This is a genomic window from Pseudomonas sp. 5Ae-yellow, assembly GCF_014077575.1.
In the GTDB taxonomy this organism is placed as follows: domain Bacteria; phylum Pseudomonadota; class Gammaproteobacteria; order Pseudomonadales; family Pseudomonadaceae; genus Halopseudomonas; species Halopseudomonas neustonica.
In genome coordinates this window covers 21,998-37,215 of record NZ_JACGWE010000019.1, presented here as the reverse complement: position 1 = coordinate 37,215, position 15,218 = coordinate 21,998, and the positions used below count along the sequence as shown (strand labels likewise).

General features: G+C 55.9%; 20 protein-coding genes. 7 read left to right on the top strand and 13 right to left on the bottom strand.

What is annotated here, in order from left to right; all coding sequences use genetic code 11:
- Nucleotides 1-61: 61 nt before the first annotated feature.
- From egtB to yjgA, 3 genes are all read right to left on the bottom strand, one after another.
- Nucleotides 62-1,273, bottom strand: a complete 1,212-nt coding sequence (gene egtB / locus H4J77_RS12615; RefSeq protein ID WP_182248649.1) for an ergothioneine biosynthesis protein EgtB — start codon at nt 1,271-1,273, stop codon at nt 62-64.
- Nucleotides 1,270-2,250: an L-histidine N(alpha)-methyltransferase gene (gene egtD, locus H4J77_RS12610; RefSeq protein WP_182248647.1), complete on the bottom strand. Its 981-nt coding sequence runs from the start codon at nt 2,248-2,250 to the stop codon at nt 1,270-1,272. Before egtD ends, egtB begins: the two co-directional genes overlap by 4 nt.
- Before the next feature lie 120 nt (nt 2,251-2,370).
- Entirely contained in the window at nt 2,371-2,901 is a 531-nt protein-coding gene (gene yjgA, locus H4J77_RS12605) for a ribosome biogenesis factor YjgA (protein WP_123889164.1), read from the bottom strand.
- Nucleotides 2,902-3,063: 162 nt separating this feature from the next.
- Between yjgA and pmbA the strand changes: the two genes are divergently transcribed.
- Complete coding sequence (pmbA, locus tag H4J77_RS12600) at nt 3,064-4,419, top strand: metalloprotease PmbA (protein WP_182248645.1); 1,356 nt, start codon at nt 3,064-3,066, stop codon at nt 4,417-4,419.
- A gap of 238 nt (nt 4,420-4,657) precedes the next feature.
- On the opposite strand, the gene H4J77_RS12595 is transcribed toward pmbA, so the two are convergent.
- From H4J77_RS12595 to H4J77_RS12550, 10 genes are all read right to left on the bottom strand, one after another.
- Nucleotides 4,658-4,930 carry an HPr family phosphocarrier protein gene (locus tag H4J77_RS12595; RefSeq protein WP_123889166.1) on the bottom strand — a complete coding sequence of 91 codons (273 nt, stop codon included), beginning with the start codon at nt 4,928-4,930 and terminating at the stop codon, nt 4,658-4,660.
- A 1-nt stretch (nt 4,931) separates the two neighbouring features.
- A complete protein-coding gene (gene rapZ, locus H4J77_RS12590; protein ID WP_182248643.1) occupies nt 4,932-5,786 on the bottom strand; it encodes an RNase adapter RapZ in 855 nt (284 codons plus the stop codon).
- Nucleotides 5,787-5,791: 5 nt separating this feature from the next.
- Nucleotides 5,792-6,247 (bottom strand): PTS IIA-like nitrogen regulatory protein PtsN, encoded by a 456-nt coding sequence (gene ptsN / locus H4J77_RS12585; RefSeq protein WP_123889168.1) that lies wholly within the window; start codon nt 6,245-6,247, stop codon nt 5,792-5,794.
- Between the two features lie 21 nt (nt 6,248-6,268).
- The gene (hpf, locus tag H4J77_RS12580) at nt 6,269-6,577 is read right to left on the bottom strand and encodes a ribosome hibernation-promoting factor, HPF/YfiA family (protein ID WP_123889169.1); all 309 of its coding nucleotides are present in this window, start codon (nt 6,575-6,577) and stop codon (nt 6,269-6,271) included.
- Nucleotides 6,578-6,655: 78 nt separating this feature from the next.
- A complete protein-coding gene (locus H4J77_RS12575; RefSeq protein WP_182248641.1) occupies nt 6,656-8,164 on the bottom strand; it encodes an RNA polymerase factor sigma-54 in 1,509 nt (502 codons plus the stop codon).
- 93 nt (nt 8,165-8,257) lie between these two features.
- On the bottom strand, nt 8,258-8,983 hold the full coding sequence (gene lptB, locus H4J77_RS12570) for an LPS export ABC transporter ATP-binding protein (protein WP_182248639.1): 726 nt from the start codon (nt 8,981-8,983) through the stop codon (nt 8,258-8,260).
- Complete coding sequence (gene lptA / locus H4J77_RS12565; RefSeq protein WP_182248637.1) at nt 8,980-9,546, bottom strand: lipopolysaccharide transport periplasmic protein LptA; 567 nt, start codon at nt 9,544-9,546, stop codon at nt 8,980-8,982. Before lptA ends, lptB begins: the two co-directional genes overlap by 4 nt.
- Nucleotides 9,533-10,111: an LPS export ABC transporter periplasmic protein LptC gene (lptC, locus tag H4J77_RS12560; RefSeq protein ID WP_123889172.1), complete on the bottom strand. Its 579-nt coding sequence runs from the start codon at nt 10,109-10,111 to the stop codon at nt 9,533-9,535. Before lptC ends, lptA begins: the two co-directional genes overlap by 14 nt.
- Nucleotides 10,108-10,641, bottom strand: coding sequence for an HAD family hydrolase (locus tag H4J77_RS12555; RefSeq protein WP_123889173.1), 534 nt, complete (start codon nt 10,639-10,641; stop codon nt 10,108-10,110). Before H4J77_RS12555 ends, lptC begins: the two co-directional genes overlap by 4 nt.
- A complete protein-coding gene (locus H4J77_RS12550; protein WP_123889174.1) occupies nt 10,638-11,609 on the bottom strand; it encodes a KpsF/GutQ family sugar-phosphate isomerase in 972 nt (323 codons plus the stop codon). The genes H4J77_RS12555 and H4J77_RS12550 overlap by 4 nt, the downstream gene beginning before the upstream one ends.
- A gap of 213 nt (nt 11,610-11,822) precedes the next feature.
- On the opposite strand from H4J77_RS12550, the gene H4J77_RS12545 reads away from it, so the two are divergent.
- From H4J77_RS12545 to H4J77_RS12520, 6 genes are all read left to right on the top strand, one after another.
- On the top strand, nt 11,823-12,638 hold the full coding sequence (locus H4J77_RS12545; RefSeq protein WP_123889175.1) for an ATP-binding cassette domain-containing protein: 816 nt from the start codon (nt 11,823-11,825) through the stop codon (nt 12,636-12,638).
- Between the two features lie 8 nt (nt 12,639-12,646).
- Entirely contained in the window at nt 12,647-13,417 is a 771-nt protein-coding gene (gene mlaE / locus H4J77_RS12540; RefSeq protein WP_123889202.1) for a lipid asymmetry maintenance ABC transporter permease subunit MlaE, read from the top strand.
- Nucleotides 13,418-13,436: 19 nt separating this feature from the next.
- A complete protein-coding gene (gene mlaD / locus H4J77_RS12535; RefSeq protein ID WP_123889176.1) occupies nt 13,437-13,901 on the top strand; it encodes an outer membrane lipid asymmetry maintenance protein MlaD in 465 nt (154 codons plus the stop codon).
- A gap of 26 nt (nt 13,902-13,927) precedes the next feature.
- Nucleotides 13,928-14,569 (top strand): phospholipid-binding protein MlaC, encoded by a 642-nt coding sequence (locus H4J77_RS12530; protein ID WP_123889177.1) that lies wholly within the window; start codon nt 13,928-13,930, stop codon nt 14,567-14,569.
- A complete protein-coding gene (locus H4J77_RS12525) occupies nt 14,566-14,889 on the top strand; it encodes a lipid asymmetry maintenance protein MlaB (protein ID WP_123889178.1) in 324 nt (107 codons plus the stop codon). Before H4J77_RS12530 ends, H4J77_RS12525 begins: the two co-directional genes overlap by 4 nt.
- Before the next feature lie 70 nt (nt 14,890-14,959).
- Nucleotides 14,960-15,199 carry a BolA family protein gene (locus H4J77_RS12520; protein WP_123889179.1) on the top strand — a complete coding sequence of 80 codons (240 nt, stop codon included), beginning with the start codon at nt 14,960-14,962 and terminating at the stop codon, nt 15,197-15,199.
- Nucleotides 15,200-15,218: the final 19 nt, after the last annotated feature.

Sequence of the window (15,218 nt, the reverse complement as noted above, 5' to 3'; positions counted from 1 at the left end):
CTAAAAAGGCCGCCCCGGTTGATCCGGGGCGGCCTTTTTTATGCCGCGATAGCGCTATCTTTTATGGATTGCGTGCCAAGCGTAAGCCGCTGAATTGCCAGCGCGCCGCGGCGGGGAAAAAGTTGCGGTAGGATGGCCGGCTATGGCCGTTGGGTGTGGCGCATGAGCTGCCACGCAGCACCATCTGGTTGATCATGAACTTGCCGTTGTATTCGCCCACGGCACCGGCAGCAGGCTGGTAACCCGGGTAAGGCAGATAGGCGCTGTTGGTCCATTGCCATACTTCACCAAATAACCCGCCCAGTCCCGGATGCTCTCTGGCGGCGTGCTCCCATTCCATTTCTGTCGGTAATCTGGCCTCTGACCAGCGTGCAAAGGCGTCAGCTTCATACAGACTGATGTGGCATAGCGGCGCGCCATGGTTCAGTGGCTGCTCCCCGGCGAGGGTAAAAATCATCCACTGCTGGTCACGGTGCTGCCAATACTGCGGCGCTTTCACTTCGTTACTGCAAACCCAGTCCCAGCCATCTGAGAGCCAAAGCTCGGGCCGCTGATAGCCGCCGTCGGCGATGAAGGCGAGAAAGTCCCCATTGTTCACATTGCGGTCTGCTATTTGAAACGGCTCAAGCCAGACCTTGTGCGAAGGCCCTTCGTTGTCATAGCTGAACTCTGCAGTTGAATGACCGATTTCACATAGCCCGCCTGCCAATGAGACAAACTGTTGTGCGGACTTGTCTTGTTCTGCTTGCGGATGCTCGGGTGCAGCATCACGCCAGGCGGGTTGCAATGGATTACAGGCAAAGTGGTGTTTGAGATCGGTCAGCATCAGCTCCTGGTGCTGTTGCTCATGCTGCAGTCCGAGCTCTATCAGCTCGTTGAGCTTGCCTGACTGATCTCCCGTCGCCAGCAGCGCTGACATGTGCTGGTCGACGTGCTGGCGATAGTGCAGTACCTCGTCCAGTGAGGGGCGTGACAGCAGGCCGCGCTCTGCCCGCAGGTGTCGCTCACCGACGCCCACATAGTAGGAGTTGAAGAGTATGCGGTAGCGAGGGTCTAGTGGCGGTGGCGGCGTATCCAGGGCACCGAGCACAAAAGTCTCAAAGAACCAGGTGGTGTGTGCGAGGTGCCACTTGAGTGGGCTGGCATCCGGCATGGATTGCAGTTGGCAATCCTCTGCACTGAGCCCGCGAATAAGCTCTAGCGAGTACGCCCGGGTCTGGGCGTAGCGAAACTCAAGGCTGTTAGCGCTCCGCTGGCTGGCGATGTGGCTCATATTGGCTCCGCTAGAAATACGCCGAACCAGTCTTGCGGATCAGTCCAGTATTGCTTGCAGCGCAAGCCACTGGCCGCCAGCAGAGCGCGAAATTCGTCGACACTGTATTTGTGAGAATACTCGGTGAGTATGTGCTCTTCTGCGCGGAAATGCCGGTCGGTGTGGGCGCCAAACTCTACCCGTTGCTGCTGATTTGAAATCAGGCGCATTTCGATGCGGCGGCTGGCCTGATCGAATCGCGCGCAGTGGCGAAATTTTTCCGGATCAAAATTGGCATCCAACTCTCGGTTTACCACGCTCAGCACGTTGAGATTAAATTCGGCAGTAACCCCGCTGGCGTCATCATAAGCGGCTTCGAGAATGTCGGTATCTTTGATCAGGTCTGCCCCGATCAGTAGCCGACCATGCTGGCCGCAGTGCGCTCTCACTCGCCGTAAGAAGCGTATAGCGTCGCGAGGCTCGAAGTTGCCGATGGAGGAGCCTGGGTAGAAAAACACGGGGGGGGAGTCCGCTCGCTCAGCCAGCAAATCATGCAGGTCCAACTGCTGGGTAAAGTCGGTGACCACGCCGACGCATTCCAGTCGTGGGTGTTGCCTGGCAATCTCGGCCAGCGAGCTTTGCAGAAACTCGCCTGCGATATCAACGCCAACCAGCCTGGCCGGCCGTATTGCGTCGAGCCAATACCGCGTTTTACCGCAATCGCCGCAGCCCAGGTCTATCCATTGCATACGGGCAGGCAGATGTTCGGCAATAGCGTCGCGATGCTCCGCAAATATCGCGGCTTCAGTGCGGGTAGGGTAGTACTCGTCGAGTTTGCAAATGGCGGTGAAGAGTTCACAGCCACGATCGTCGTAAAAGTATTTGGAGTCGATGCGCGCTTGAGGTTGCAGCAGTCCGCGCAGTAGTTTTTGACGCTCATCCTGAGCAGGAGTGTGAAGTGCAGTTTGGAGTCGGGGCAGATCTAGGGCAAGGCTCACGCAGGCGATATCCTCTGCTAGTCAAAGACGCATGTTCTTAAAACTTAGCAGTCTGCGTAGCCATACGCCAGAAAAGGTTCTGGCGTATGCCGGAACCTGTGACTCAATGCTGGGTAAACCTTAGAGTCCCTTGGCGCTATCTATCAGCTGCCGGATCATCTTGAATAACTTGCGGGAGGCCGCTGGAGTCTTGTTTTGCTCGGCTTCTTTATTGGCTTGTCGAACCAGATGTCGAATCTGCTGCCGGTCGGCAGCGGGATAAGCCAGCATGAAGAGTTCCAGTTCGTCGCTGCGGCCGGTGAGCAGGCGATCACGCCAGCGTTCCATCTGGTGAAAGTGCTGGGCATGTGCCTGGGTACTGCTGTCGATCAGATCAAGATACGTCTGGATCGCTTCAATATCCTGGTCCCGAACGAGCTTGCCGACAAAGCTCATGTGGCGCTTGAGAGCGCCGCGCGCAGTGTGTCGGGGGGCTTCGGCCAACGCCAGGCGTAGCTTGTCGGTCAACTCAAGTTTGTTGAGCTGATCGGGTTTGAGCGCGATCAGTCTACGTCCCATTTCTTGCAGAGCATCCATTTCCCGTTTGATCTGACTTTTGCTCTTGCCTTCGTCAATGGGTTCGAGGGATTCGTCTTCGTGAAACTCGGTCATGGCGTGCCTGTTGGAAATTGCTCGGGTTGGGTAGGTGTTATTGCATGAGCAGACGCGGCTGCTGGCGACTATGATACCTGTTCTGATCAGTACAGGGGTAATCGGCTGTGGTCGGGTGTGGCGCAACCCCGTTACAATGGAATGCATTGCTCTGGAGGATATATGACGACACCGATTTCGACTCAGCCTGACGATCCGCAAACGCTGCGTGCCAACCTTGAACAACGGGTAGCCTTTATTGTTGATGAGGCTCGCCGTCAGGGGGCGTCTGCCAGTGAAGTTGGCGTCAGCCAAAATACCGGATTATCCGTTGGCGTGCGCAAGGGTGAGGTCGAGACGGTTGAGTTTAATCGAGACCAGGGCTTTGCCATTACGCTATATGCCGGTCAGCGTAAGGGGTCGGTAAGCACCTCTGACACCTCTGATGAAGCCATCCGCAAAGCAGTAGAAACGGCACTGGTTATTGCGCGCCACGCTTCGGAAGATCCCTGTGCCGGTTTGGCAGATGCTGACTTGATGGCACAGCAGGTGCCAGATCTGGACCTCTTTCATCCCTGGAATATCAGTGCCGAGGCCGCTATCGATAAGGCACTGGCGCTGGAGGCTGCGGCGCTCGAAGTCGATTCGCGCCTGACCACCGATAGCGCGCAGGTGAGCACGCAGCAAGGCTGCCGGGTGTATGGCAACAGCCATGGCTTCATCGGTAGCTCTATGGGCTCGCGTCATAGTGCGGCAGCGGTGCTGATCGTAGGGTCGGAGCAGGGTATGCAGCGTGACTATTGGTATGCCGTTGATCGGATCGCCGATCGTTTGCCGAGCGAGCAGGAGATTGGCCGCAAGGCGGCGCAGAGAACATTGTCGCGCCTGAACCCCAAGCCGATTAAAACCGCTAAGGTGCCCGTGTTGTTTGCCGCTGACCAGGCTGTAGGTCTGGTCGGGCACCTGCTGGGGGCTATATCGGGTGGTGCGGTTTACCGGCAGTCTACTTTTTTGCTGGATGCGCTCGGTCAACCGGTCTTTCCTGAGTGGATGACGATGTGTGAACGGCCTTATGAGCTGCGCGCAATGGGAAGTTCGGCTTTTGATGGTGACGGCTTGGCGACCCGTGAACAGGCCTTTATTGACCAGGGACGCTTGAGTAGCTGGATACTCTCTACTTATTCCGGCCGCAAGCTAAGCATGCCGAGCACCGCTAATGCTGGTGGTGTACACAACCTGCAGGTCACCAGTAATGCTGGTGACCTTGATTCCCTGCTCAAGGAAATGGGCACCGGGTTGTTGGTGACGGAGCTGATGGGGCAGGGCGTCAACGGCGTGACCGGTGACTATTCCCGCGGCGCAGGTGGCTTTTGGGTCGAGAACGGTGAGATACAGCATGCCGTCAACGAAGTGACCATCGCCGGTAACCTGAAAGATATGTATGCCAATCTACGCTGCGTCGGCAGTGATCTGGAGCGACGCGGTAATTACCTGACGGGGAGCTGGTTGGTTGATGGTATGACGGTAGGGGGCGCATAGAGACAAGAGTTTTGCAGCTGGAAGCCCTAAGCGGGAAGCTGGAAGCAGATCGCGAGTACCTTTACTGTGAGCTTTTTTCAGGATGTGTATTGACGGCGATAATTCAGGAAAAACACTGATTAGCTTCTAGCTTCTAGCTTCTAGCTTCTAGCTTCTAGCTTCTAGCTTCTAGCTTCTAGCTTCTAGCTTCTAGCTTGCGGCTTGAAGCTTGGCGCTTCCAGCTTCCAGCTTCCAGCAGCTACTCCCCTTCACCAAAATAGTCGTTAATCAGGGCGACTAGCTCGTTCAGCGCCTCGTCGGCCTGATCACCCTCGCAACTAATACAGATTTCACTGTCTTTGCTCGCCGCCAGCATCATGACCTGCATGATGCTTTTGCCATCAACCTGCAGTGTCTCATTCTCGCCAACCTGCACAACGCAGCCATAGCGATTGGCAACGCCAACGAACTTGGCTGCTGCGCGGGCGTGCAAGCCCAGTTTGTTGATGATTTTTACGCGGGTAGTTGGCATTTCAATGAAGGTCGCGATGGCGAATCAGTAAATTGGGCGTACTGGCGCGAAGCTCATTGACCAGTCGTTCGGCGAGATAGACTGATCGGTGGTGTCCACCAGTGCAGCCGACGGCGATGGTCATATAGCTGCGCTCACCGGCGGCATAACGCGGCAGCCATTTATTGAGAAACTGACGGATATCCTGATACATCTCTTCTACGTCCGGCTGGCTGCTCAGATACTCGCGTACCGGCTCGTCCAATCCGGAGTAAGAGCGCAACTCCGGGCGCCAATAGGGGTTGGGCAGGCAGCGGACGTCGAAAATCAGATCAGCGTCGGCGGGCACACCGCGTTTGAAGCCAAATGACTGAATGAGTACCGAGGGAGTGCTGCCTTGGCTGCCGAGTAAACGTTGTTTTATCTGGTCGCGCAGCTGATAAAGATTTAAGTGGCTGGTATCGATCTTGAGGGTCGCCAGATCAATGATCGGCTCCAGTATGCGCAGTTCTTGAGCAATAGCCTCGGCTAGCGAGCGCTGGCTATCAGTAAGCGGATGCTTGCGACGGGTTTCTGAAAAACGCTTGATCAGTACGTCATCGCCTGCGGCAAGGAAGAGCACGTCACATTGTACGCCAGCATCGCGTACCTGCTTGAGCAACTCGGGGAAGCGTTGCAGGTCGCTGGCCAGGTTGCGAGCGTCGATGCTGATGGCAATCGCCGGTAGATTCAGGTCTGCTTCGCTAGCCTGTTTGGCCAGTTCCGGCAGTAATCCCGCAGGCAGGTTGTCAATGCAGTAGAAACCGTTGTCTTCCAGCAGGTGTAGTGCGGTACTTTTGCCTGACCCCGAACGGCCACTCACGACGACCAGGCGCATTGGCTTCAGCTCCCATCTCCGGCGGTCATAATGTCGTACAGGCTTTGTGCATCGGGCGCTTTACGCAGCGCTTCTCGCAAGTCTGCCTGATCCAGTTTGCTCGCCAGCATTTTCAGAATCTGTAGATGCTGGTCGGTCGCTTCCTGTGGCACCAAAAGCACAAAGATAAGGTCCACAGGCTGGCCGTCCAGCGCATCGAAATCGATTTTACCGTCCAGCTGCAGCAGGGCGCCGATCGCTTTATGGCAATCGCCCAGGCGGCAGTGAGGGATGGCTATGCCATTACCAAAGCCAGTGGAGCCAAGCTTTTCGCGGGCTATCAGGCTTTCATAAATAGCGTCTGGATCAAGGTTTGTGTGCTGGGCAACCAGTTTGCCAATTAGCTCCAGCACACGTTTCTTGGATCCCCCCTGAACGCCCGAAAAGGTGCGGTCAGGGGTCAAGATATGGTCTATTTGCATGGTTATGCGGTTAGGTTCGCGTTAACGGTCATTGGCGCCTTGCAGGCGATCGATGTATTTTTCTTTATGCTTGATCAGTTGCCTGTCGAGTTTGTCGGTTAGCTGATCAATCGCCACGTACATGTCAGTACTTTCAGCCAGGGCGACAACTTCGCCGCCTGCTACGTGCAGGGTGGCTTCAGCTTTTTGACGGAGTTTTTCGACCTCAAGGGTTACCTGTACGTTGGTAATCTTGTCAAAGTGCCGCTCCAGGCGGGACATTTTTTCAGTGACGTGATCGCGCAGTGCGTCAGTGATATCGAGTTGATGACCGCTAATGTTCAGTTGCATACGGCTTCTCCTGATTGGCTTGATGTTGCTGGGTGACCAGATGTCACCCGGTGGTGCCACTGCATATTCCTTGACTGCTTAAACCAGTCTCTTGCGTTCGCTCGATGGGGCTATGTTGAGCGACTCGCGATATTTAGCGATTGTCCGGCGGGCCACTTCGATCCCTTGTTCTTCCAGTAAACCAGCGATCTTGCTATCGCTCAATGGTTTCTTTGGGTTTTCTGCTGCAACCAGTTTTTTGATCAGTGCGCGGATGGCGGTCGAGGAGAATTCGCCGCCCTCGCTGGTGCCCACATGGCTGGAGAAAAAGTATTTGAGTTCGAAGATGCCGCGCGGGGTATGCATGAATTTCTGCGTGGTGACGCGCGAGATGGTCGATTCGTGCATGCCGACCGCTTCGGCAATATCGTGCAGTACCAGTGGCTTCATGGCTTCTTCGCCTTGCTCCAGGAAACCGCGTTGGTGCTCAACGATCTGCGTAGCAACCTTCATCAGGGTTTCGTTGCGGCTTTGCAGGCTCTTGATGAACCAGCGTGCCTCCTGCAAGTTATTGCGCAGATAGGTGTTGTCGTCACTGGAGTCGGCGCGACGTACCATCGACGCGTACTGGCCGTTGACCCTGACTTTAGGCACTGATTCCTGGTTCAGCTCGACCAGCCAGCGATTGTTGTCCTTACGGACTATGACGTCGGGAATAACGTATTCGGGTTCGCCGGATGCAATTTCGCCGCCGGGGCGTGGGTTGAGTGTCTGGATTAGTGCAATAGCATCGCGCAACTGGTCTTCTTTGAGCTTGCTGCGCCGCATCAGTTGGCTGAAATCCCGGCTGCCGAGCAGTTCAAGGTGATCGCGTACAACGCGCGTCGCCTGCTCCAGTAGCGGCGTGTCAGCGGGAAGCTGGCGAATTTGTAACAGCAGGCATTCGCGCAAGTCCCTGGCGCCAATACCGACGGGCTCAAACTGCTGGATGCGGTGCAGCACCATTTCGATCTCATCCATCTCTACTTCCATCTCGGGAGGCAGTGAGGCGAGTATGTCGTCGAGGGATTCTTCCAGGTAGCCATCGGCATTGATGCCGTCGATCAGCGCGGCCGCAATCTCGTAGTCGGTTTCCGACATCGGGATCAGGTTGAGCTGCCACTCCAGGTGACTTTGCAGGGTTTCACCTGTGCCAGTGCGCGAGGTGTAGTCCCAGTCTTCTTCATTTTGACTGGGTAGCGAGCTGGCAGATGTCTGGTAGACATCTTCCCACTGGGTATCTACTGGTAATTCATTGGGGATTTGCTCATTCCAGTTGCCGTCCTGTTCTGGCTGGCTATGCTGGTCAATGGCATCCATGGATACGGGTTCGGGCAGGGTGACGGCAGATGGGTCGCCGTCGCTGTCGCCATCGCTGCCCGCAGAGCCGGCGGCGCTGTAGTCGTCATCGCCGTCGTCGGCCATCTCCAGCATGGGGTTGGCCTCCAGTGCTTCCTGCACCTCCTGCTGGAGGTCGAGGCTGGATAGCTGTAGCAGTCGGATGGCTTGCTGCAGCTGCGGCGTCATCGTCAGCTGCTGCCCCATCTTGAGGACGAGCGAGGGTTTCATTTTTTGGCGAACTACCTTATGCGCTTGGTCAAACTGTTATCGAGGCCGCTCTGGCTCATATCGTTCTGTAGCATGCCTGAAACTTTTACCGTTTTATAGCCGAAACGCGTGTCCCAGATAGACTTCACGCACCTTCTGGTCTGCCATGACGGCAGCCGCGTCGCCTTCAGCAATGATGGTGCCTTCGCTAACGATATAGGCCTTGTCACAGATATCCAGGGTTTCGCGCACGTTGTGATCGGTGATAAGTACGCCGATGCCCTTGTCCTTGAGATGTTGAATGATCTGCTTTATGTCGTTGACCGAGATGGGGTCCACGCCGGCGAAGGGCTCATCAAGAAGTATGAAGCTGGGATCTGTGGCGAGTGCACGAGCAATTTCGGCGCGCCGTCTTTCGCCCCCGGACAGGCTCATGCCGAGGTTGTCGCGTAGGTGCTGAATATGAAACTCACGCAACAGCGATTCGAGTTTTCCCTTGCGTCCCTCGGCATTCAGATCCTTGCGGGTCTCCAGAATGGCCATGATGTTATCGGCCACTGTCAGCTTGCGAAAGATCGAGGCTTCCTGTGGCAAATAGCCGATACCTTCGCGCGCGCGTCCGTGCATGGGCAGCGCGGTGATAGCTTTGTCGTCGATTCGTACTTCGCCCTGATCCGATTTGACCAGGCCTACGATCATATAGAAGCAGGTCGTTTTGCCAGCCCCGTTGGGCCCCAGCAGGCCAACGACTTCTCCGCTACTGATCGAGACGGAGACGTCTTTGACAACGTTACGTGCTTTGTATGTCTTGGCCAAGTGACTGGCTGTTAATGTACTCATGGCGCAGTGGGCTCGCTTTCACCGCCAGTGGCACCATTGCCGCGACTACGCGGCTGAATGGTAATTTCAATGCGGCCACTGCCGTTGCTGCTGGCGCCGCTGCCAGTGCTGCCGCTGCGCCCTGCATCGACAACCTGTGCCGGTATGTCGTAGCTGACATAGTCACCCTGGAAGGTATTGCCGGACTGCTCCAGGAAGGCGTTGTCGATTAGCACGACGCGTTCATCTGCGGCGTAGTACTCGATCGTTTGGGCGCGTGCCTTGACCGGTGGCTTGTTGGCTTCGGGTGTCTGCTGGTAGGTGGCAGGACCGCCCTGCGTGACCATTTTGTTCAGTTGGCCACTAGCGTCAGTGGTCAGGGTCACCCGGCTGCCAGCCAAGCGCATGCTGCCCTGAGTAATGATGACGTTGCCGGTATAAACCGCCGTATTACGCTTGTCGTCCAGGGTCGCAGCATTGGCCTGGATGCGTATAGGCTGGCTACTGTCGCTGGGCAACGCGATTGCTGAAGCTGCTGGATAGAGCATCAGCGTCATGACGAAGAGGGATTTAGCGCACCTCATGTTGGCCTCGTACGGTGGACAGCAGCTTCAAGCGGCCGTCATTGAGAAATAACTGCATGCCCGTGGCGGTTGTTACGCTGCGGGCTGCTTCGATTTTAACGTCCTGATCGGTTTCGGCATAATCGCGTGCTGGAAACAGGGTCAGGGCGGAGGTGCTCAGGCGTCTGGTTGGCTGATTGGTCAGTTGTTGTTGCAATAGTACGTTAGCTTTCAGGTCAACGCGGTCGCCGTTTTCTGTGACCAGGCCTTCGTCTGCTTCAAGCAGCCAGGGCTTAGGGTCTTCGCCACGATAGAATACCAGCTTGGGTTGCTCTAAATGCGTGCTGCCATCTTCTACCTGATGTACTGCGTGCGTACTGGTCAGTTCGTAGGCCGTTTTGCCTTCTTTGCTCAGAGCCTGAATGCGCGCGTTATCGATATAGAAGTCTGGTCGGGTCGAGCTGCTGTCCGTGGCTGGCGTAAAGCTGGCTGGGCGGATATTCCAGTACCCCATGCTCAGGGCAAGTATCACCCCGATTGCGACCAGTAGCCCGGTCAGCAGGTAACGTGGCACGTTCAGTTTCACAGGTAAGCCGCCTGGGCATCTTCCAGTGTGCCTTGTGCCTGCATGATAAGTTCGCAGAATTCGCGTGCAGCACCCGCGCCGCCAGTGGCCGTTGTGATGCCATGCGCATGCTTGCGAACAAAGCCGTCAGCGCTGGCAACCGCCATGCCCAAGCCGACCTGGCGAATCACTGGCAGGTCGGGCAGATCGTCGCCCAAAAAGGCAATCTCGTGCATTTCTACGGGTACGATTTCGCGCAGCTCGCTGAGCGCGGTGAGCTTGTCTTCGCGGCCCTGGATTAGATGCTTTATACCCAGTGCCGCTGCGCGCCGCTCAACTAGTGGCGACTTGCGCCCGCTGATGATCGCTGCTTCAACCCCGGACGCAATGAGCATCTTTATGCCGTGCCCGTCCAGGGTATTGAATGACTTGAACTCGGTACCGTCTGGCATGAAGTAAAGGCGACCGTCAGTCAGTACGCCGTCAACATCAAATATTGCCAGGCGAATGGAACGTGCTCGCTCGTTCAGCTGTTTTGGGGTTTGGTTCATACCACTCCTGCGCGCAGCAAGTCATGCATGTTGAGGGCACCAACGGGTTTGCCGTTGTCATCCACGACAAAAAGGCCGTTTATTTTCGCATCTTCCATGATTTTGAGCACTTCGGCCGCGAGCATACCACTACGCGCAGTTTTACCGTTTGCGGTCATGACGTCGGCAATCGTCATAGTATGGAAATCGACGCTGTGATCCAGTGTGCGACGCAAATCGCCATCAGTAAAGATGCCCACCAGGTGTTGTTGCTCGTCGATAATGCCGGTCAGGCCAAGACCTTTGCGCGTCATCTCAAGTAGTGCGTCACGCAGCGAGGTGCTAGGCGTGACCAAAGGCATGCTGTCACCACTATGCATGATGTCATCGGCCAGCAGCAGCAGGCGGCGACCCAGGCTGCCGCCTGGATGTGAAAACGCGAAGTCTTCTGCGCTGAACCCGCGCGCCTCCAGCAGTGCGATCGCCAGTGCGTCGCCCATCACCAGTGCCGTGGTGGTGCTGGACGTGGGGGCGAGGTTAAGTGGGCAGGCTTCCTGCGCTACGGCGGTATCCAGGTTGGCAACGGCGGCCAGCGCCATCGTGGATTCCGGGTTGCCGGTAATGCTGATCAGGGGGACGCCCATGCGCTTGATGAGTGGCAGCAGGGTGACGACTTCGGCTGTATTGCCCGAGTTGGACAGTGCAATGACCACGTCCTGCGGTGTGATCATGCCCATATCGCCATGGCTGGCTTCGCCTGGGTGGACAAAAAAAGCAGGCGTGCCGGTGCTGGCCAGAGTGGCTGCCAGTTTGCAGCCGATATGACCAGACTTGCCCATGCCGGTCACAACGATGCGGCCAGTGCAGGCGAGCAGAGTGTCGCAAGCTTTAATAAAGTGTGCGTCGAGCCGCTGCAGCAGGGTGTCGACGGCGTCGCGCTCCATGCTGATGGTGCGCCGGGCGGAGGCTATGTAGTCAAAATGAGGCATTGTGCTTTATCTGTTGTCGCTGAGCGGGGAAGTATAGCGGTTTGTGCGGATGAACTCACCCGTCTGCAGGTTTTCAAGGCTTTGGTTGCAGGGTGGGTACTTAATTATGGGTTACGGAGTGTTTCCCGCCTTGGGATGCACTGACGTAAATGATATATTACGCGGCTTAACTTGCCCGAGGCCTGGGCGCGATCGGGAAGAGCACATCCAGATATGACCGATTCTTCGGATTACATTGTTGATTTGCAGCAGATTACCTTCCGGCGCGGTTCGCGGTTGATATTCGATGGTGTGGATATTCGTATACCGCGCGGCAAAGTGACCGGCATCATGGGGCCGTCCGGCTGCGGTAAAACGACCCTTCTGCGGTTGATCGGCGCGCAATTGCGGCCGGACAGCGGCGCCATTCTCGTCAATGGTGAGAATATTCCAGAACTGGGGCGTGAGCAGCTTTTTGCTGCGCGTCAGCACATGGGCATGCTGTTCCAGAGTGGTGCTCTTTTTACCGATCTGAGTGTTTTTGAGAATGTTGCCTTTCCGCTGCGTGTGCATACCCAGCTGTCTGAAGACATGATTCGCGATCTGGTTTTACTCAAATTGCAGGCGGTCGGTTTGCGCGGTGCGCGGGAGCTGATGCCGGATGAGCTGTCTGGTGGTATGAAGCGCCGCGTGGCTTTGGCCCGTGCTATTGCACTCGATCCGCAATTGATGATGTACGACGAGCCCTTTGTCGGCCAAGACCCTATTTCTATGGGCGTGCTGGTGCGCTTGATTCGCCTGCTCAACGATGCGATGGGTTTGACCAGCATTGTTGTATCGCATGATTTGGCCGAGACCGCGAGCATCGCCGACTATTTATATGTGGTTGGCGATGGCCAGGTGTTAGGACATGGCACGCCTGAAGAGCTGATGAACTCAGACAAGCCACGTATCAGGCAGTTTATGCAGGGTGAGCCTGATGGCCCGGTGCCGTTCCACTATCAGGCACCTGATTATCTTTCAGACTTGCTGCACAGGGAGCAGAAGTAGTGAGTGTTATGTCACGGATTGCTCTGCTTGGGCGTGCCGGTCTGGATACGATTTCCGCGCTGGGTCGATCAGGTGTGTTTTTATTCAATGCTCTTCTAGGGCGTACCCGTTTTGGCAATAGCTTTACGTTGCTGCTCAAGCAGCTCTATGCCGTTGGTGTGCTCTCATTGGCTATCATTATTGTCTCCGGATTATTTATCGGGATGGTGTTGGCGCTGCAGGGCTACAACATCCTGGTGGGTTATGGATCAGAGCAGGCTGTTGGCCAGATGGTGGCGCTGACTCTGCTGCGCGAGCTGGGGCCGGTGGTAACCGCATTGTTGTTTGCCGGTCGTGCCGGCTCTGCGTTAACGGCCGAGATTGGCTTGATGAAGGCCACCGAGCAGCTTTCCAGTATGGAGATGATTGGTGTTGATCCGCTGAAGTACGTTATTGCGCCGCGGCTTTGGGCTGGTTTTATTTCGATGCCGCTGTTGTCGATGATTTTTTGTGTCGTCGGCATTTGGGGTGGTGCTTTGGTCGCGGTTGACTGGCTGGGCGTCTACTCAGGTTCCTACTGGTCGAATATGCAAAATTCGGTCGAATTTTTTGATGATGTGCTTAACGGTGTGGTCAAGGCGGTTGTGTTCGCCTTTGTGGTGACCTGGATCGCTGTATTCCAGGGTTATGACTGCGAACCCACCTCAGAAGGCATTAGTCGTGCGACCACACGTACCGTGGTTTACGCCTCTCTGTCGGTGCTGGGGCTGGACTTTATTCTTACTGCTTTGATGTTCTGATTAGCCAAGGAAATAGCGAATGCGTACCCGTAATCTGGAATTGGTCGTCGGTGTTTTTATTCTGGTGGGATTGCTGGCCTTGGTTGTGCTTGCGGTCCGGATAAGTGGCCTGGCTCCAGGCAGTGCCGTCAATACCTATAGCGTGCATGCCTACTTTGATAACGTGGCGGGCCTTACCGCCAAGGCCAAGGTCACCATGTCGGGCGTTACTATTGGGCGGGTCACTGCCATCGAATTCGATAAGACGCGCTACAGTGCCCGAGTTGATATGGCTGTCGATAGCGATGTGAACACCCTGCCGGCAGACAGCACTGCTTCTATCCTGACCGCAGGTCTGCTGGGTGAGAAGTATGTTGGTATTTCCGTCGGTGGCGATGACGAAGTGTTGGCTGATGGTTCCGAGATATATGACACCCAGTCAGCCTTGGTACTTGAGGAACTGATCGGGCGCTTCCTGCTCAATACCGTGAGTAAAGACGAATGACCGTTGTAGCTAATAGGAGAGTCACCATGCGTGCAGCAATTCAGCTTGTGCTGGCACTAATCATCAGTATGCCTGCGCTGGCGCAGGCAACGGCCACGCCGCAGCAGGTAGTGGATGACACGTCGCGCAAGGTTATGGAAGTGCTGGATGCCAACCGTGAAACCTATCGTAATGACCCTGATGCGTTTGTGCAGGGGCTGGATGAAGTGCTCAATCCGGTCGTTGACTTCGAGGGTATCGCCAGCAGTGTGATGACAGTGCGTTACAGCCGCAGCGCCTCTGATGCGCAGATGCAGCGCTTTATTGAGACATTCAAGCGCAGCATGGTGCAGTTTTACGGCAATGCGTTGCTGGAATTTAAAAGCGGCGAAATTACCGTGTTGCCGCCAAACAGCCGCGAGCCAAGGCCGGATCGTGCCAGTGTAGATATGCAGGTTAAGGCGAATGATGGCCAGCTCTATACCGCGACTTACACCATGACCCAGATCGACGGTCAGTGGAAAGTCCGCAACGTAATCGTTGAAGGTATTAACATCGGTCTATTGTTCCGTGACCAGTTTGCCCAGGCGATGAAGGCGAATCGTAATGATCTCGACGCCGTTATCGACAACTGGGGCAGTGTTGTCGCCAAGTCACGTGAAACGGTAAAAGAGGAAACCAGCCAGTGAGCACGCAACCAGCTGTCGCCAATGTAGTGTTGGGTGAAGATGGCGTGCTGTTGCTCAGTGGTGTGTTGGACTTCGACAGCGTCATCGGCTTGAACGAGCAGCTGCGTGAGCCGATTGCGAGCACCGGAGGTGATATTATTCTCGACCTTTCGGGGCTGGAGCGGGTGAATAGCGTGGGTCTTTCCCTGCTTTTACGCGTGGCTGAACAAGCAGAGCAGTCTGAGCGTCGTCTGCGTCTTCGCGGCGTTCCTGCAGGTCTGCAGAGCATGGCTGAGGTATGCGGGCTCGATGTCTGGTTGCAGCAGGCCTCTGCGGCCTGAAGCTGTATCCGGTTACCCGATGCCTTTCATGGCCTGCCTGGCGCAGGCCATTTTGATGGAGAAACAGACAATGCAATCTAGCGAAGTCAAGCAACTGATTGAATCCAGCCTGCCTGCAACCGAGGTGTCGGTTGAAGGCGAGGGCTGTAACTTTCAGCTCAATGTGATCAGTGATGCGCTGGCAGCGCAGTCGCCGGTCAAGCGGCAGCAGCAGATATATGCCTTGTTGAATGACTATATTGCCGATGGACGTATCCATGCGGTAACCATGAAGTTTTATACCCAAGAGGCCTGGGCAAACCGCGCCTGAGGTCTGGAGAAAGAGATTC

Coding starts and splice junctions, on each gene's coding strand:
- H4J77_RS12555 (WP_123889173.1), bottom strand. CDS start 10,641: ATGAACCAAACCCCAAAACAGCTGAACGAGCGAGCACGTTCCATTCGC.
- H4J77_RS12520 (WP_123889179.1), top strand. CDS start 14,960: ATGCAATCTAGCGAAGTCAAGCAACTGATTGAATCCAGCCTGCCTGCA.
- H4J77_RS12530 (WP_123889177.1), top strand. CDS start 13,928: ATGCGTGCAGCAATTCAGCTTGTGCTGGCACTAATCATCAGTATGCCT.
- H4J77_RS12595 (WP_123889166.1), bottom strand. CDS start 4,930: ATGCCAACTACCCGCGTAAAAATCATCAACAAACTGGGCTTGCACGCC.
- H4J77_RS12550 (WP_123889174.1), bottom strand. CDS start 11,609: ATGCCTCATTTTGACTACATAGCCTCCGCCCGGCGCACCATCAGCATG.
- lptB (WP_182248639.1), bottom strand. CDS start 8,983: ATGAGTACATTAACAGCCAGTCACTTGGCCAAGACATACAAAGCACGT.
- lptA (WP_182248637.1), bottom strand. CDS start 9,546: ATGAGGTGCGCTAAATCCCTCTTCGTCATGACGCTGATGCTCTATCCA.
- mlaE (WP_123889202.1), top strand. CDS start 12,647: ATGTCACGGATTGCTCTGCTTGGGCGTGCCGGTCTGGATACGATTTCC.
- yjgA (WP_123889164.1), bottom strand. CDS start 2,901: ATGACCGAGTTTCACGAAGACGAATCCCTCGAACCCATTGACGAAGGC.
- ptsN (WP_123889168.1), bottom strand. CDS start 6,247: ATGCAAATAGACCATATCTTGACCCCTGACCGCACCTTTTCGGGCGTT.
- pmbA (WP_182248645.1), top strand. CDS start 3,064: ATGACGACACCGATTTCGACTCAGCCTGACGATCCGCAAACGCTGCGT.
- mlaD (WP_123889176.1), top strand. CDS start 13,437: ATGCGTACCCGTAATCTGGAATTGGTCGTCGGTGTTTTTATTCTGGTG.
- egtB (WP_182248649.1), bottom strand. CDS start 1,273: ATGAGCCACATCGCCAGCCAGCGGAGCGCTAACAGCCTTGAGTTTCGC.
- H4J77_RS12575 (WP_182248641.1), bottom strand. CDS start 8,164: ATGAAACCCTCGCTCGTCCTCAAGATGGGGCAGCAGCTGACGATGACG.
- hpf (WP_123889169.1), bottom strand. CDS start 6,577: ATGCAACTGAACATTAGCGGTCATCAACTCGATATCACTGACGCACTG.
- H4J77_RS12545 (WP_123889175.1), top strand. CDS start 11,823: ATGACCGATTCTTCGGATTACATTGTTGATTTGCAGCAGATTACCTTC.
- rapZ (WP_182248643.1), bottom strand. CDS start 5,786: ATGCGCCTGGTCGTCGTGAGTGGCCGTTCGGGGTCAGGCAAAAGTACC.